The following is a 16,940-nucleotide window of genomic DNA, read 5'->3' on the forward strand; positions in this document are numbered from 1 at the left end:
GAACATGAAAACTACCTATCAACTCATCCTGCTATTCTTTTTTGTTTTCTTATGCTTGCCAGTTAGCGCCCAAAACCTCAAAATCAACGAAATCCAAGTAATCGGGAGTCACAACAGCTATAAAAGTGCGATGGCACCTGAGCTGTTGGAGTATCTGGCGGGTATCAACAGTTCATCCTCCAATAGTTTAGCCTATGCCCACATCCCATTGACGGAACAGTTGGATATGGGGTTGAGGAATCTTGAGTTGGATGTGTTTCATGACCCAATAGGCGGAAGATATGCCAATCCGAAGGGACTGGAGATCATACGCAGCAAAGGAGGGACAGTCGAGGACTTTGACACTGCAAACTCCCTCTCTAAACCTGGCTTAAAGTTGTTTCATGTGCAGGATTTGGATTTTTTCTCCCATTATCTGTTGTTTGCGGACGCGCTTCATGCGCTGAAAGAATGGAGTGCAAACAACCCGGACCATTCGCCCATTTTTGTATTGATAAATGCAAAAGACGGGAACATCCCAGGCACACAAGAGACGCTGCCGTTTACCTCCGCTGCTTTGGATAGTATCGATTTAGAAATCCGGATGCATTTGGGCTTGGAGCAACTGATTACTCCTGACATGGTCAGAGGCACTTACAAAGATCTGGAGACGGCTGTGTTGGCTCAAAATTGGCCTTCTCTGGATGAAGCTAAGGGGAAGTTTTTATTTGTCCTGGATGAAAGTGAAGAAAAGATAGATCGCTACCTAAAGGCCAAGCCCGAACTCAGGGATGCAGTTCTCTTTGTGAACAAAACAGAGGGAAATCCCACCGCGGGATTCCGCATTATCAATGACCCCGTCAAGCATACGAGCTATATTCAAGAACTGGTCAAAAAGGGATACATCATCCGGACAAGGGCAGATTCCGATACCCAAGAAGCCCGAAATGAGGATTTTACCAAGTTTGAGAAGGCAAAAGCATCGGGAGCACAGGTGATTTCCACCGACTACTACCTGCGATCCAACTATTTTCCATCCTCCTACCAGGTTAGCTTCGAAGAAGGGATATTTGAAAGACCCAACCCCATTCTGACTGGAATAACATTACCTCAATAAGCGCTTATGCTCCAATCAACATCCCCTTTACCTGCTCCCAAATACCTGCATCTACAGGTACCCCAAGTTGTCGATTAACTTCCCGATTTTTAAGGGACTGCTCACCTGGATAATGGGAGGATTCCCCAGAAAAGGTAGCCGCAGATTTCAGGTCCTGTACCCAGGCCATTAATTGATCATTAATTTTTTGCTGCTCCAACCCCAACTTAGGTGGGTAAAGGCAAAGGAAAAATTGAGATATGGCATGTTCTTCCTCCAACTTACCAATATCCATTGTTGCCAATCCTCCGGAAAGCAGCGAAGCAATCAAATCGAGCATCATGGCCAATCCGGCTCCTTTCCACATACCCATGGGCATGGCCAATCCGCTCTCTAGTATCTCTTCGGGACTTTGAGTTGTTTTTCCCTCCGAAGTAAAACCTGCCGCAAAGGGCATCTGCTTGCCTTCTCGCAGGTAAGCCTGCATTTTTCCATAGGCAAACTGAGTCATCGCCATGTCCAATACAAGCGGTTCTGGCTCGCGGGGAATCGCGATTACCAACGGGTTATTTCCCAGCCTGGCCTCCTTTGCACCCCAAGCAGGCATATTGGGCAAGGTATTGGTAAAACAAACGGCCACGCAGCCCGCTCGGCCAGCTTGCCACCCAAAGTTCCCTCCGCGTTTCCAGTGATTGGTGCGCCTTAACGCAACCGCGCCGATTCCGTGTCCTTGGGCCATGGCAATAGCCCTGTCCATTGCAAATCGGGCGTTTAAGGGTCCCGCACCGAGGTTGCCGTTCCACCGCTCAAAAATCGGAGCCGAAAAATCCAAGGTTGGCTCAGCATTTGGGTTGACTATACCCGCCTCCACCAACCGAACAAACTCCGGAAACCGATTCAGTCCGTGGGATGCTACCCCATCCAGGCTGGCATCGACAAACAAACCCGCACAAACCGCTGCTTTTTCGGAATCGAACCCCCTACTATTCAAAACGGCTTCCAACACGCCCCGTAACGTAGCATACTCAATTCGGATAGTATTATTTTGCATCATGGACAGATCTGACAGTTTCATGGGCATGATACTAAAAAATGGAGAAAAAAACTAACGCATTTGATATACGCTGGACCTATTGCTTAAGCTCCATCTTTTGAATACATTGTGGAAAGAACAAGCCGGTCTAACTTTACTCTACCATTCCCATGAGCACCATGAAAGCCGTAATCTGTACCCGCTATGGCGGACCCGAGGTACTGCAATTAGCGGATGTACCCAAACCCGAGGCTAAAAAGGACGAAATCTTGGTCAAGATCAACGCAACTGCGGTCAATTCCGGTGACGTACGTGTAAGAGGCTTGGCCGTGGAAGGAATCATGAAGGTGGTTATGCGACTGGTTCTCGGCATCAGCAAACCCCGAAAACCCATCTTAGGAACCGTTTTTTCTGGCATCGTGGAAAGCACAGGACGTGACGTAGCAAACTTTAAACCCGGTGACGAGGTGTTTGGCATGACGGGTTTTCAGTTCGGAACCTATGCGGAATACATCACGGTAAAAGCGAAAGGCAATGTGCTTTCAAAACCGTCCAATGCATCCTTTGAGGAGGCGGCAGCGCTGCCTTTTGGCGGGCAAACAGCCATTTACTTCCTTGAAAAGGCCAAGTTGGCCGAGAAAGTAGCTCCTGAAATCCTCGTGTATGGTGCAACAGGCTCTGTGGGAACCGCCGCTGTTCAACTCGCTAGGCACTTGGGCGCTCGCGTTACAGCGGTGTGCAGTTCCCAAGGAATGGATCTCGCCACCCGATTGGGTGCACATCGGGTGGTTACCTACGATACGGAAGACATGAGCCAGTCCATGCCAACCTTTGACGTTGTATTCGATGCTGTTGGTAAAGCCCACAAACCATCCTACAAGCGTCTTTTGAAAGCTGGCGGCCTGTACCTTTCGGTGGCAGGGCTAGACTACGCCTCAGAGAACATCGCTCAATTGGAGCTCTTAAAGGAGCTTTTTGAACATCACGGCTACGATGCTACCATTGATCGGACGTATCCAATGACCGAAATCGTCGCAGCCCATAGATACGTCGATTCCGGTCGTAAGAAAGGCAATGTCATCTTAACAATATGATCTATCGGCTAGTATCCGCCAGCAGCCGATGCGTTTTCTGGGCGCAGGCGCCCATACTACCCTTGAGCAAACCAACCGGAAATCTCTGAAGTTAGTTAGCCCTCTTCTGGATAACTCGGTTTTATCAAAAATTGCCATTGGAACCATTTTAGAAAATAATATGATGTATATTTGACTTAACAGATACAACATGAATCCATACGTTAGACTATTCTTTTTTGCGCTAGTTTTAGGGATACCCCTCACGCTAAGTGCGCAAATCGTAGACCAAGAGGTACATCGGGTCGTCTTTCAGGTAACTAAAGGAGAGGCCTCCGATCAGGAACAGGTGATCGGTCAACTCAACAACATTCTGCGCGCATTGCCAAACGCACAAATTGAAGTAGTCTGCCACGGAACCTCCCTGCCGCTCGTGTTGCGCGAAAAAAGTCTTGTAGCAGAGGGTATCACCGATATGCTTTCCAGGGGAGTAGCGTTTGTAGCGTGCGAAAATACCATGCGCCGGGCCAACGCTACCAAAGAAGACCTAATTGAGGGGGTACATACAGTGCCTTCCGGCCTAGCAGAAATCATCCTACGCCAGGAACAAGGATGGGCGTATATCAAAGCCGGAAACTGAGATCTCAGCCGTTTCTGTCAGCGTTCCGATTAGTTCGAATTAGTTCTTCTGCTATCTCTTGCAGGTTGTTCAAGGGGATTTTCTCTTAAGTGAACAACTAGGGGTACTGAATTGTATAATTCATGATCAAATTCAGATGCATTAAGTTTACTTTGTTGTAGACCCACTGTGGACGCATTTCACCAGATTTCAGGTTTACTTTGCTCATGAGAATGAGGTGAAAATCCATCCCTTTGCCCCAATTTTTGGGAGTATATCTTCCGCCTAGATTCGCTTGCGCATAAGACGGAAACGCATACTTATTTACCTCGGTATTCCCTGGATCGGGTAGGAAATGTAATCCGCTAAACCCATATATCTGTAGGCCCTTGTCGGGAACATTACGTTGATAGTAAGCTGTGAAGGCATTTACATCCGAAAAACCCTCGTTTCGCTCTCTCGGAATAAAAGTAAAAAAGGGGTCTTTGCCCCACTCCCGCGGATGTAAAAACCTACCTCTTCCATCGATTCGTGAATAATTCAGCCACCAAGTAGTACGCTTCGATTTAATCCCAACCCTGCTTCCAATCACAAAATTGAAATCATCCGGATTCTTATACCTCTTGGTGGGATCAGGATTTCCGCCCTCGCCCACACCGTGTTGTGAGGTAAACTGAAAACCTGCCACCAGCCGCTGATTAGTTGCCAATTGCCATTCCTTGAGCACTTGTAGGAATGCCGTACTCGAAATATTGTCTACATAGGTATGGTTCAGTTGTAGCTGTACATCCGCATCGTTTTGGTGGATCCAATCGATCACCGTCACAAACCTACTTTCTGTATTTCCTTGGTAATTGGATGGACCTCCAAACTCTCCTTGACCCACAGGATATACCCCAACAGTCTCGCCTACCTGAAACCATCCGGAAGTTGAACGAGGGCTTATCTTACCGATATACTGGGCGGAAAGCGTATTCGATTTGCCTGGCGTCACGTTCACGCGGACACCTTCTACAAAGGTCGGGGAAAGGCGTCCATCCTGAGGATTCAAAAAGGGTGTATTGATATCCATTCGCCCCGCTACCACATCAAAACGTTCAGATCGGTACCTCAACTGAAGCTCCTCTATCTTGCCAAATAGTCTGTCGGAAGGATTGTTCACATCAAAAAGGCCTACCTCGTAGCGGTTAACGTTGTTCGTGACAGGATCGGGAGCAGATAAATCCGAACTCCAAAGATTCCCAAACACCGTATACCTTCCCACCAACGAGAACCCATGCAATTCCCGGGTAGTAAGTCGCAGGAAAGCACTCTGCCCCAACGCAAAATCTGATTTGAAATCCTCCCAGTATCCCGTAGACATCCAATAGGAACGTAGTCCGAGGGTGCCTTTTATAGCGTGTTGAGGTTTATGTGCTAGCGAGTCAGCCTCTTGTGCATAGCCACCGACAATCGCGAATAAAAATAAAAATAACGGTAATAACAGTCTCATTTTGTCGGGTTTTCTCGGAAAGCAATGATTGGCTTGAAGGGACCAAACTTGTGCTGCTCGGCACTGAATTCATCGGAAAACGGCCCGAACGGATGATCCACTGGCTTCTTCGATATATCGGGCCAATCCCTAGATAGATCCTTTTCAGGCCTAGTCATCGAATTCACATAGGCCGCTACGTCCCAAGCCTGCTCGTCGGTAAGCATGGGTCGCTCAAACGTTGCCCCCAATGGCATATTGGTCTTCACATAGCCGGCGAACCTAGACATCCGATATAGGCCAGCACCATTGTTATAGCTTTGGGCTCCCCACAAGGGGGGATAAACATAACCGGTTTGATCAGGTTTCATCATCCCCTTACCATCCTCCATGTGGCAGCTTTGACACAATTGCGCATAAACCACCTGGCCTCCTACAGGATCAGCAGCTCTTTCCAACAACGGAACCTCGTAGATGCCTGATCCATGAGGAATTTCTCCTTTAGGAACGTCCTTGCCCAGCCATTGCATGTAGGCGACCATGGCCAGCATTTCATTGCTTTTCTCGTCAAGGGGCTGCCCGTTCAGACTGCGTTCGAAGCAATCATTAATCCTTTTGGGGATATCTTCCATTTGACCCGACCGACCTCTCAGCTTGGGATAGGTAGAAAATACCGCCCCATAATTATTTCCCAGAGGAGCTGTTCCTGCATCCAAGTGACAGTTCTGACAATCCATTCCATTCGAAATTTTCAGGACCTTGCCATTTGGCCCTAGGTGCTCGGAGGTATTTACAATCAGTTCTCTGCCGTAGGCAATCAAGCTGGCATTTGGCTCATTCTCCAATGTAGCCCAATCCGGTGCTCTCCATAGACCCTCGTTTGGAATTACCCCACGGTAAGTATTTGCCACCGACGTTGCTTTTTCTGCGCTTGGTGCCATTTGGGCGGAAATTGGTGAAGGGGCATCCTGAAAAGAAACGACCAGTGATGCTATGAGGATAAGAACCAATAAGGCGATGGAAACCAACAACCCCACCACCAAGGCAGAAACCTTTACAATAAGTTGATATGCATCTTTCATGTGTCTATAATTGTTTTTCAGCGGTCACATGGAATCTCGCACGTATTACCATCGTTCCTCCGTGTGTCGCTTGCGTCGTGCTCAATTTCATGTGTCAATCCATTGAATGTTAAAAGGCCAAAACTCCATCCGATGTATCGGGAGAGGCTTTAACGGTTTTTTTAGCTGCTTCTACCACGGCGCATAAACCCCGCGCCAATCGACTTCAGGCAACCACAAATCCCCAGAGCTATTCTGGCCAGTATACAAAGTTGGGCCAACTGACAGGTTAAATGCTGTGATGAATATCACAGGAGGGATGTAAAAGCTACTAGAACTAGTGAGTTGTCACTAGCATCGTAAGAATGCGATCTGTATGTGGATGTTTTCAAATCGCTAATGGAGCGAAGGGTAAAAAACCAATACCCCAAAAAAAGAACTTTTTGGCTGCCAACCTTTGAATTTATATAGAAAACCCATCCGTTGATATGTGCTTATACACAGGTAAATGAAGTTTTCCCGTTTAATTACAGTAGTACTTACAACCCAAACAATCCCTCACCAACAAGCCCCTAAAATACCAACTCTCCACCCTGCTCAACCCGGTGCTTTAGGGAGCGATTCATGGATTCAAATCCGGCCAGAATTTCGGTATCCAGCTTTTTTGCCATCAAACCAACCAATAAGCCCCTGAATTTTTCGCGGTGGACAAACACGCTGCTACCGTCACCGTTTTCTTTGAGTTGAAAAATATGCTCTCCATCAAAAATCCCGGGGAAAAACATGCGCCCCAGCCAGCGAAATTCCCGCTCCTCATCAAAAACCAACACAGTGGGCTTAAAGGTCATGGGCCTGCTGCCTTGAGGACCTAAAACTACGTTGATTCGGTTTCCCTTCTCCACCTCTCCAGTGATGGATCGGACAAACGGGTTCCATTGCCCGTAACTTTCAAAATCAGTCAGTACCTGCCATACCTTTTCCCTGCTCGCATTGATGTGGATTTGCGTGTTTATTTCCTTTTGCATGATCATAAATCGTTTTACGTTTTGAATAGATTATGAAGCAAAGGTAGCCGGGCACAGGATGCCGTCTCTTGATATTAATCAAGAACTTTAGGAAGCTGTTTATTTCGAATACGGCTGAGAGTCTCAGGCGTCATCCCTAGCATAGAAGCAATGTACTGCAAGGGTACTTGATTGAAAAGCGCCGGGTGTTGTTTAAAAAAATCCTGATACCGCTCCTCTGCTGATTTGGAAAGGTGGTTGTAGACGCGGTTTTCGAGGATGGCGAAACACTTGATAATAAACAGCTTCTCCAATTCATGCCACCTCGGCACAAGGTTGACGATATGCTGATAGTCCGACCTACTGATACTATAAAGTTCTACATCGGAAAGTGCCTGCATACTCCACCGTGATGTGCCTCCGAACATAAAACTGGAGATTTCGGTCAAAAAATACCCGGGCGTGGAAATCCATTGGGTGATTTCTTTGCCGTCATCCTGGGCATAGATGCGGATGATGCCTGCCTTGATAAACGCTAGCTGATGGGCAGGTTGCCCCTGCTTCATAAGGAACTCTCCTTTGAGTAATCGTTCCGCAGCAAATTTATTGCATACTGCTTTTAGTTCCTCCTGTTTAAGGACACCAAAATATTCCTGAATATAGTACGCAAGACTCTCCATGTACAGGTAAATTAACCAATCTTAATCTATAGGCACAATGAAATCAGAAATTATTTCAGTGCGCGCCCAAGCTGTCTGGCATACCACTACCAAACTCAGGGGACGTTAAGACGTTCGTTCATTTTCTATAATCCACTTTGCCGATACAAAAGCCGCGACCAACCAACCGATAAGCAAATTAACGCCGGCACCCACTGCATAAATTGCGGGTAGAGCCCACCAATTCAGCATTTGCCCATAAATGCCCACAAACGCTAAAAGCCCCGCAAGACCAACAATAACGAGCTGCTCGGAAAGTCGAAAAACGGATATCCTTCTCAATAGTATATTCAAAAAAATCGCTACCAACAGCTGTGTAATCACTTCCCAAATAAAGTAACCCATCGGATCGTAGTTGTCAAGTGGAGCAGTAATGATCCAGGAAAACGTTTTATCCGTGCTAAGAGTGGAAATTTTCCCACGCATTACCTCGTCAAACTTGGCGGTGGTCAAGCTACTTGGCTCCATCTCAATGAGATTGGAAACCTGAAAACCATCCGTGTTCGCTTCGCTTTGTACAGAAATCGTCTGCGTGCTGGGAACGCCCCACGGAAAAAGCTGAGTTAGCCCACTCCATATAAACAGAATAGCCGTCATGGCGAGGGAGGATAGTATAAATTTCTTCATCGCTTTAAATTTAACAGGTACCTATGTGGCTATAAATTTAAAAATCAACAGGAATTGAAAAACATACTAGTCCGTTTTTTTCCCTTAATAGCTTAAAGACCAGCATGAAAGACTGAATATTCGACGGTAAACCAAAATAGCAAACCAGTCGCTTGACACCAAAAAATCCGACTTTTTTTCAACGTGTGGCTATTGCCCTGCTCAGCCTTCTTCTCTTGTGACGCTTAACGACATAATAATCTATCAAAGGCGCAAAAACGTTCATGAACAAAACTGCCAGCATCACGCCTTCCGGGTAGGCTGGGTTAACTACCCTTCAACTTCTCCCCGTTGGCCGAAAGATGGGCAATCTGCTGCACTCTGGAAGCTCTTGTCTTCGCTGTTTTGGCCAGCTTTATCCACCTCAGCACAAAGCGTTTGCTTGAATCATTGATGGCATGAAAGAAGTCTTCCGCACCCGCTGTTTTTTGAAGAGCTTCCAATAGATCTTTAGGTACAATCAGATTATCCACATCGTCCATAAAATCCCACAGGCCAGCTTGCTTGGATAATGCGATAGATCGATAGCCCGCTTCTTGCATTTTGCCTTCTTGGATCAGCTTTGCCGCCCGCTCTTTGTAGGTTTTTGCCCAGTGCTCCACTTTTCGAGGAGATATCAATTGCATGGTTCGCTGATCATCCAGTTTTCGTCTGATGCCATCGACCCATCCGAAGCAAAGAAGTTCGTCCAGTACGTCTGAGGTTGAAAGGTATTTGTCCGGCATGGACTTCTTAAATGTCACCAACCAGACACTTTCCGGCTGTTGATGATGGCTCTCCAACCAATTTCTTAATTCCTGTTTGGAGGAGACTTCTACTTTTTGAAAATTCACGGTTTGTACCATCACTAAAAAGAATCATCAATTCCCCTCTCAAAACGCTAAAAGAGATTGCCTGTTTTTTATTTTGAATATAATTTGTAAATATTTTGTTTTATTGAACAACGTTCATTATGTTTGTGGTGTTCAATAAAGGATTCCATGGGGACAGCAGAGCGTAAAGCAAAAGAAAAGGAAGAACTGAAAGCACGGATATTGGGTGCTGCAAAAAAGCTTTTTGCAGAGAAAGGGATCGAACAAACCACCATCAGGAGTATTGCGAAAGAAATCGAATACAGCGTAGGTACAGTCTATGTGTATTATAAAGACAAAACCGAAATCCTTCATGACCTGCATCAACAGGGCTTTGCACAGTTGGGTGGAGAATTCCGAGCCTTGTTTCATGTGTCAGATCCCATGGAACGTTTAAAGGCCCTGGGAAGAATTTATATGAAATTTGCTCTTGAAAACACCCAAATGTATGACCTGATGTTCAACATGAAGGCTCCGATGGAGTTTATCAAAGCAAATGAAGATCACCATTGGAAAGAAGGAAATGCAACGTTTGACGCACTGAGGAAGACCGTTCAGGAATGTCTTGACCACGGATACTTCAAAGGCCATCAGTTGGAACCCCTCTCTTTTGCCATTTGGGGTAGTGTACACGGCATGTGCTCTCTATATATACGAGACCGCGTGAAAGCTGCCACCGGGCAGGAACCAGATCAGTTGATGAACAGCGCTTATGAAGACTTGATGTTCATGTTCAGTAGAAAATAGTTTTTTTTGCCCTATTTATGAACATTGTTCATATTTAAACAGTATTCAATTATGAAATCGAGCATGACGCAGCCGTCACATACTGGGATGCCCCGATGGCTATCGGGTGAAACCATGCGAGATTCCATCCCGATAAACCGGGACAAGTTGTGACCATTGAAAAATCAATTATAGACACATGAAAACCTTCCTCTACGCCTTATTGATTTTCTGGACCCTTCCGGTCCAAAGTCAGCAATTCCTCGAAACCTATATCCGGCATGGATTAGAAAGTAACGAAGTGCTGAAACAACAGCAGTTTAGTCTGGAAAAGAGCATGTATGCCCTAAAAGAGGCAACTGGTTTATTTCTTCCACGGGTGAGCTTTGAGGCAAATTATTTCCTGGCCGGAGGTGGACGTACGGTGGATTTTCCTGCCGGAGACATTCTTAACCCTGTCTATTCCACACTCAATCAACTTACCGAGAGCAGTAATTTTCCGATTATTGAAAATCAACGCATCCTTCTGAATCCTAATAATTTCTACGATGTAAGGGTCAGGACCGCCATGCCGGTTTTCAATGCCGAACTGGAAGGAAAAGGAAAGAAGGTAGTAGGCTTCAATAATTGGGTTATCTCCAATTTACCAAGAGTCACCCCGGATTCGATCATGATGAAGATCAAGAAAAACCTAGCCAGTCCAAAATCATGATCGCTATGCTTGGTTTTGTTATTGAATTGAAAGAAAGAAACACGACACTCTTTTACTTCGGGCTATTGTGTTTGCTGCTCTCTTTGGCCTTTTTGGTGATGAGCAGAGTTTCCAATGTGCAGGTGTACCAGGTCAATGCCTGGTACAAACCCTTCAAGTTTGCCTTTTCCACCTTTCTGTTTGCTTGGGCCATGGCATGGTATTGTTATTACCTTCCAAATTTCAACATAACCGTTTTCAATTGGTCAGTCATCCTTTTGTTGGGGTTTGAAATAGCCTATATCGCTTTCATGGCTGCACAGGGCAAGCAATCTCATTACAATATCAGCACGCCCTTTTACTCCGTGATGTTTTCCATGATGGCATTGGCCGCTACCTTGGTCACAATCTATACCGCTTATGTGGGGATGCTTTTCTTCACTCAGTCCGTTCCAAATTTGCCCAACTACTATTTGTGGGGCATCCGTTTGGGCATCCTGATTTTTGTGATTTTCTCCTTTCAGGGCTTTTTGATGGGTGGACGCATGAGTCATACGGTTGGGCTGGTCAATGACAACTCCAAATTGTTCCTAGTAGGTTGGAGCCGGTTAGCAGGGGATCTCCGGATAGCCCACTTTATCGGCATGCATGCCTTGCAGGTTTTGCCCTTGCTGGCCTTTTACCTGCTCCGCAATAGCAAAGCTACCTTATTGGTTGGCTTGCTTTACGGCGCATTGGCCACTTTCACTTTGGTGCAGGCACTCCAGGGAAGGCCCCTTTTTCCCGAGAAAAAGCTCCCACATCTGGCTGAAAAATCAAACAAATTAATGGAAAGGCCATGACTTAAGGACAAAGTTCGTTGATAAAGTAAATTCGTTTGTTCGAAATAGGTCGCAAGTACCTTGGCTTAAAAAAGGAAATGTTTTTTATATCAAGAACACATCCCCTATTTTACTTTAAATTGCAGATAATTTCTGGAGAGAAAGATTTACGAAACAAAAGATGGAACGTGAATTTTTGTTGACAAAAGGCTTTACTCAGGAGCAAGCAGAAATTCTTTCTGCTGCCTTCAGTAGCTATGAGCTAATTGAAGATGGTGCTTATTTCTTACATAAAGGTCATATATGCAAGAGAATAGCGCTGATCACTTCAGGAATGTGCCGATACCTATATCACACAGAAAAAGAAGAAGTAACCCGATGGATTTCACTGAAAGGGGATTTTATGACTTCCCTGGGTAGTTTTATCAACCAAAAGCCTTCCTTTGAAGCCATTCAAGCCATCAGGCCTACTGAAATCTATTTTATTCATCTGGAGAATTGGGAATTGCTCAAATCCAAGCATCCCTTTATCCTGCATTTTTGGAACAGGACGATCGAACAAAATTACATCGGTATGGAGGAACGATTGTTTGTCACGATAGCTAAAACCGCTGAAGAAAGATATCATTGGCTACTGGAAAATTACCCTCGCTTTAATCAAGAAGTGCCTGATAAATATATCGCTTCCATGCTGGGCATTACTCCCCGGCATCTTAGCCGGATTAGAGCCCAACGTCACTGAATTTCTATTGCCACCAATGCACGAATCAACACTAACCCACCCGTGAAAGTTAGTGCATTCGTGGCATTTGAATTTCGATATGGACAAATGTCATTTCTGCCTTCTTGGCTTTGGATTTCCTTTGTAGTGTACTTTAAAAAAAACAAAGAAATGAAAAAGTTAGTCCTCACAATGATGGCAATTGCACTGGTTCAAATCAGCATGGCACAGGCACCAGATAAATCAACTCCTGAAGTGAGCGTGGTTTTTGGTTTGACACAACCTTTATTTACCAATGGTTTCAATTTCGAAGTGGACATTTGGTGGGACAAATGGATGGTGGACTATTCCCACGGCTTTGGCTTGGAATTTACAGGAGCAAATGTTTACCAAGAAGCGGCCGATCAACGACTGGCATTCAATATCACCCATTCTACTGGGATTGGTATTGGGTATCGCTTCACCAAAAATTTCAACCTGAGGGTAGAACCCAAATGGCATAATTGGGAAATGTATTACGATGATGCATTTAAAACGACGGAAGGAAAAATAGAGCAGTACAGTACCTTTACGCTTGGTTTAGGGGCATATTACCGTTGGACACCCTTCGAAAATCAAGACAATGCCCTCAAGGGCATCACCATAGCACCCAATGTGCGCTGGTGGCCTAATATTGGCAGTTCACTTGACAACAATGAGTTGCAATACTTCAATCAACGTACCGAACAAATGAACGTCCATCAGGCCAATAATATTGGCATGGGAAACACCCCCTTCTTCGTCAATGTAAGCGTCGGATACACTTTTGGTATGGGTATGAAATGAAAAACCGCAGAATCCCTGTAGTCAATAGCATGCACTTCGGTGGCAAAACCCATATTAATTCTAGGCATAAACTGATCCATTTCATGGCAACTATCCTTATATCTTTAAAACCTTTAGCCATTCTGTGGTCCCGGAACCTGCCTATCTGGCAGCTGGTGGATCATCAACCCACTCCAAAAAGATATTTTTGGACACAGATATGTATTCTTCGGCAATTTTCGAGATATAGTGATGTTTGGATTTAAAATTGCTATAGTTTTCCGTACCCGAACCTTTGGGGATGTCTATTCTCTGCTTTTAGGCTTCAACCTGCGAATTTATGAACCAATTATATACCCTCCTTCTCACCGGTTTTGTACTGAGCACTATACTGTTTAGTGGTTGTGCCCGCAACCCGGTCACTGGCAAAAGACAGCTGGTATTGATGTCTGAAGCACAGGAAATCGCCATGGGCAAGGAGTCCGACCCGCAAATCGTCGCCTTTTTTGGTCTCTACGAGGACCCCAAGCTGCAGGCATTCATAACGGAAAAAGGTCTCGAAATGGCTGCGATTTCGCATCGTCCCAAACTGAACTATGAATTCAAGATAGTGGACTCCCCTGTAATCAATGCCTTTGCGGTACCTGGGGGATATGTGTACTTCACGCGCGGAATCATGGCCCACTTCAACAACGAAGCAGAGTTTGCCGGTGTGCTAGGCCACGAAATCGGTCACATCACCGCCAGACACTCAGTGATCCAACAGCGAAATCAGCTCCTTAGCCAATTGGGGTTGATTGCCGGTGTCATCTTGGTCCCAGAACTCAATCAGTTCGTAGAACCTCTTTCTCAAGGAATGCAACTAGCCCTACTAAGCTTTGGTAGAGAGGCTGAAAGACAATCCGACAAACTCGGTGTGGAATATTCCTCTAAAATAGGCTATGATGCCACGGAAATGGCGGGTTTTTTTAGAACCCTGGAAAAGCAGCAAGCCAATGCCGGAGGAGGAGATATACCGGATTTTTTATCCACTCATCCCTCTCCCGCCGAACGAAACCTCACCGTGGCCAGAATGGCAGGTGAATGGCAGGAAAAACTGAACATGGCAAATGCTGACATTAACCGTGACAGCTACCTACAAAAAATTGACGGTATCATCTTGGGAGAAGATCCCAATCAGGGGTTCCTAGAGAATGGCGTTTTTTATCATCCTGTGTTAAAATTTTCCTTCCCCGTACCGAAGGATTGGAGCTTTCAGAATACCCCACAGCAGGTACAGATGGCCCCAAAAAGTGGCGAGGCCCTTATGATGCTTTCCCTTGCATCGGGCAATTCCCTCAGAGATGCAGCAAGTAACCTTTTGAAGGAGTACCAACTGGAACAAGTAGAGTCAAAAGAGGAGCGGATCAATGGTCTTCCGGCGTTGGTAACCCTGGCGGATCAAAAACAGGAAGCAGGAACGATCCGTGTGGTTTCAACCATGATACTTTACGGAGGCACGATCTATAATACCATGGGCATTTCGGCGCTTTCCAATTTCCCTACCTATCTGCCAGCATTTCAGAACACCATGCGGGCCTTTCAAGAACTGAAGGACACGGAAAAACTGAACCGAAAACCAGAGGTTGTTCGAATTAAAACGACACCCAGAAACATGTCCCTACGTGCAGCGCTGCAACATTTTGCAATGCCGCAGGATAGATTGGAAGAACTGGCCATCCTAAACGGTATGGAACTGGACGATACGGTCGAACAAGGGAAACTAATCAAAGTGATCGGCAACTAACTCCTATCGAAGGACTAGCGAAAAGGCAAGTATGTGGTGGTTCGACAGGAAAACTCCGCTCAGTTGGCCTCCGCTACTTTCACCTTTACTTTTTTCAATTTTTGACCGTGAAGTTTACGGACCAGGGCAGGAGCAACCGTACGCTTGACGGCTGCATAGCTCGCAAAATCCATAATGGTAATCAGGCCGAGGTCTTCGCTTTGTACATGGCCACTTTTGATCAAAAACCCTGCAATATCCCCCTTACTGATATGGTTTTTCTTGCCAGCGCTGAGGTAGATCAGGGAAAATACAGCAGGCTCAGCTGTTGCCGCCTCATCGACTGACAGCTCCTCTAGCCCTTCGGCAGACAGGTAGTCCGGGAGGGCTTCATCGTTTGCCACAACCAAATAACTCTGTCCAGAGGCATGCATCCTAGCCGTACGACCGTTTCTATGGATAAAAGCCTCCTCCTTTGGAGGTAGCTGATAGTGCACGATGTGCCGGATCTCAGGGATATCCAATCCCCTTGATGCAAGGTCAGTAGCGATGAGTAAATTGACCACGCCACTTCTAAATTTCAGCAGGTTCTTTTCCCGATCTAGCTGCTCCATCCCACCGTGTAATACCGTATGCGCATAGCCATACCCACTCAATAGCACGCTAATCCGATCTACGGCATCGCGGTGATTGCAAAATACAATGCAGGCTTCTTCCTGAAATTGAGAAACCAAGCGCATCAGTCCCTGCACTTTTTCCTTGCTGGTAGTAGCCAATAACCTCAACGCCAAGTTGGAATCCTTTTCCTGAAACAAAAAATCTACGATCTCAGGATGTTCAAACGGAAGAAATTCAGGCAAACGCCCCATGGATGTGGCGGAAGTTAGGAAATGCCGTTGGTTACCCGGCAATTTCCGGAAGATATCACCCATTTGGGTATGAAAGCCGAGTTGCAGCGACTTGTCAAACTCATCCAACACAACCATTTGGATAGCAGAAGTGTCCAGGGAACCTACATTCACATGATCCGAGAGGCGGCCGGGGGTTCCGACCACCACCTCCGGAAACTCGCCCAAGCTGCTTTTCTCCAGCTTCATCGAATGTCCGCCATAACAGGTACTCACCCTAAAACCGGTTTTCAAGGATTTAAAGACCTGCTCGGTCTGTATCGCTAGTTCCCTGGATGGAACGATGATCAGCGCTTGGATACTCCTGGACGTCGGGTCCAAGCCTTGGACCAGCGGAAACAAATAGGCCAATGTCTTGCCAGAACCCGTGGGTGCCAACAGCATGGTATGGGGATGATGCGCTGCCGTCTTTATAAAAGCCCGCTGCATCTCATTAAAGGCAGTGATCCCGAGACTGCTCAAAAATTGTTGTTCTAAATCCTGTGAACCCTGTTCCATGCAACGAAGATAGGTGAATTCGCGGGAATCGGCATGAAAATGAACTTCAAAGCAATTCTAATTCTACTTTACTAAGTTAAACTAGCCATCGTTTTTGCAATACCGGTCGATGTCTCCTTTACGTTTTTTATGTCTGGTTTTCATGTGTCTATAATTGTTTTTCAGCGGTCACATGGAATCTCGCATGGTTGATAGTCATCCCAGTGTGTGACGGCTGCGTCATGCTCGATTTCATCTGTCTATAATTGATTTTTAATGGTCAGATGGAATCTCGCACGTATTACAATCGTTCCTCTGTGTGTCGCTTGCATCGTGCTCGATTTCATTTGGTTGAGTTTTCTTTCAAAGTCCTCCGGGCTGCCAAAGAGCAATACGACCATCAATATCCTCAGGTCCCTTACGCTCATGAGCGGGAAGTCACTGCTGTTTGCTAC

General features: G+C 46.0%; 17 protein-coding genes and 1 pseudogene. 9 read left to right on the forward strand and 9 right to left on the reverse strand.

Annotation, left to right across the window (positions count from 1 at the left end; all coding sequences use genetic code 11):
* Positions 1-4 precede the first annotated feature (4 nt).
* Positions 5-1,096 (forward strand): phosphatidylinositol-specific phospholipase C1-like protein, encoded by a 1,092-nt coding sequence (locus JJU34_RS15415; RefSeq protein WP_228693295.1) that lies wholly within the window; start codon positions 5-7, stop codon positions 1,094-1,096.
* Positions 1,097-1,100: 4 nt separating this feature from the next.
* Here the strand turns inward: JJU34_RS15415 and yiaK are convergent, their stop codons facing one another.
* Positions 1,101-2,129, reverse strand: a complete 1,029-nt coding sequence (yiaK, locus tag JJU34_RS15420) for a 3-dehydro-L-gulonate 2-dehydrogenase (RefSeq protein WP_228693296.1) — start codon at positions 2,127-2,129, stop codon at positions 1,101-1,103.
* Between the two features lie 149 nt (positions 2,130-2,278).
* On the opposite strand from yiaK, the gene JJU34_RS15425 reads away from it, so the two are divergent.
* Both JJU34_RS15425 and JJU34_RS15430 read left to right on the forward strand, forming a co-directional pair.
* Positions 2,279-3,202: an NAD(P)-dependent alcohol dehydrogenase gene (locus JJU34_RS15425; RefSeq protein ID WP_228693297.1), complete on the forward strand. Its 924-nt coding sequence runs from the start codon at positions 2,279-2,281 to the stop codon at positions 3,200-3,202.
* 190 nt (positions 3,203-3,392) lie between these two features.
* Positions 3,393-3,821, forward strand: a complete 429-nt coding sequence (locus tag JJU34_RS15430; RefSeq protein ID WP_228693298.1) for a DsrE family protein — start codon at positions 3,393-3,395, stop codon at positions 3,819-3,821.
* 97 nt (positions 3,822-3,918) lie between these two features.
* Here JJU34_RS15430 and JJU34_RS15435 read toward each other — a convergent pair whose 3' ends face one another.
* From JJU34_RS15435 to JJU34_RS15465, 7 genes and pseudogenes are all read right to left on the reverse strand, one after another.
* On the reverse strand, positions 3,919-5,292 hold the full coding sequence (locus tag JJU34_RS15435) for a hypothetical protein (RefSeq protein WP_228693299.1): 1,374 nt from the start codon (positions 5,290-5,292) through the stop codon (positions 3,919-3,921).
* Positions 5,289-6,353 carry a c-type cytochrome gene (locus JJU34_RS15440; protein ID WP_228693300.1) on the reverse strand — a complete coding sequence of 355 codons (1,065 nt, stop codon included), beginning with the start codon at positions 6,351-6,353 and terminating at the stop codon, positions 5,289-5,291. The genes JJU34_RS15435 and JJU34_RS15440 overlap by 4 nt, the downstream gene beginning before the upstream one ends.
* A gap of 551 nt (positions 6,354-6,904) precedes the next feature.
* A complete protein-coding gene (locus JJU34_RS15445) occupies positions 6,905-7,357 on the reverse strand; it encodes an SRPBCC domain-containing protein (RefSeq protein ID WP_228693301.1) in 453 nt (150 codons plus the stop codon).
* Positions 7,358-7,431: 74 nt separating this feature from the next.
* On the reverse strand, positions 7,432-8,016 hold the full coding sequence (locus JJU34_RS15450; RefSeq protein ID WP_228693302.1) for a Crp/Fnr family transcriptional regulator: 585 nt from the start codon (positions 8,014-8,016) through the stop codon (positions 7,432-7,434).
* A 105-nt stretch (positions 8,017-8,121) separates the two neighbouring features.
* Entirely contained in the window at positions 8,122-8,682 is a 561-nt protein-coding gene (locus JJU34_RS15455) for a hypothetical protein (protein WP_228693303.1), read from the reverse strand.
* A 178-nt stretch (positions 8,683-8,860) separates the two neighbouring features.
* A pseudogene (locus JJU34_RS15460) lies at positions 8,861-8,998 on the reverse strand (RnfABCDGE type electron transport complex subunit D); the annotation flags it as partial.
* Positions 8,988-9,554, reverse strand: a complete 567-nt coding sequence (locus JJU34_RS15465) for a YdeI/OmpD-associated family protein (RefSeq protein WP_228693304.1) — start codon at positions 9,552-9,554, stop codon at positions 8,988-8,990. The pseudogene JJU34_RS15460 and the gene JJU34_RS15465, both read right to left, overlap by 11 nt.
* A 147-nt stretch (positions 9,555-9,701) precedes the next feature.
* Here JJU34_RS15465 and JJU34_RS15470 point away from each other — a divergent pair, with 147 nt between their 5' ends.
* The 6 genes from JJU34_RS15470 (at position 9,702) to JJU34_RS15495 (ending at position 15,121) form a co-directional block, all read left to right on the forward strand.
* Positions 9,702-10,319 carry a TetR/AcrR family transcriptional regulator gene (locus JJU34_RS15470; RefSeq protein ID WP_228693305.1) on the forward strand — a complete coding sequence of 206 codons (618 nt, stop codon included), beginning with the start codon at positions 9,702-9,704 and terminating at the stop codon, positions 10,317-10,319.
* Positions 10,320-10,497: 178 nt separating this feature from the next.
* Positions 10,498-11,010, forward strand: coding sequence for a TolC family protein (locus JJU34_RS15475; protein ID WP_228693306.1), 513 nt, complete (start codon positions 10,498-10,500; stop codon positions 11,008-11,010).
* 5 nt (positions 11,011-11,015) lie between these two features.
* A complete protein-coding gene (locus tag JJU34_RS15480) occupies positions 11,016-11,831 on the forward strand; it encodes a hypothetical protein (RefSeq protein ID WP_228693307.1) in 816 nt (271 codons plus the stop codon).
* Between the two features lie 160 nt (positions 11,832-11,991).
* Entirely contained in the window at positions 11,992-12,552 is a 561-nt protein-coding gene (locus JJU34_RS15485; RefSeq protein ID WP_228693308.1) for a Crp/Fnr family transcriptional regulator, read from the forward strand.
* Positions 12,553-12,702: 150 nt separating this feature from the next.
* Entirely contained in the window at positions 12,703-13,356 is a 654-nt protein-coding gene (locus JJU34_RS15490) for a hypothetical protein (protein WP_228693309.1), read from the forward strand.
* A 319-nt stretch (positions 13,357-13,675) separates the two neighbouring features.
* Positions 13,676-15,121 (forward strand): M48 family metalloprotease, encoded by a 1,446-nt coding sequence (locus JJU34_RS15495; protein WP_228693310.1) that lies wholly within the window; start codon positions 13,676-13,678, stop codon positions 15,119-15,121.
* Positions 15,122-15,180: 59 nt separating this feature from the next.
* Here JJU34_RS15495 and JJU34_RS15500 read toward each other — a convergent pair whose 3' ends face one another.
* Complete coding sequence (locus JJU34_RS15500; RefSeq protein ID WP_228693311.1) at positions 15,181-16,506, reverse strand: DEAD/DEAH box helicase; 1,326 nt, start codon at positions 16,504-16,506, stop codon at positions 15,181-15,183.
* Positions 16,507-16,940 lie beyond the last annotated feature (434 nt).

Origin of the sequence: Lunatimonas sp. (assembly GCF_020832325.1) — a bacterium.
Taxonomy (GTDB): domain Bacteria; phylum Bacteroidota; class Bacteroidia; order Cytophagales; family Cyclobacteriaceae; genus Lunatimonas.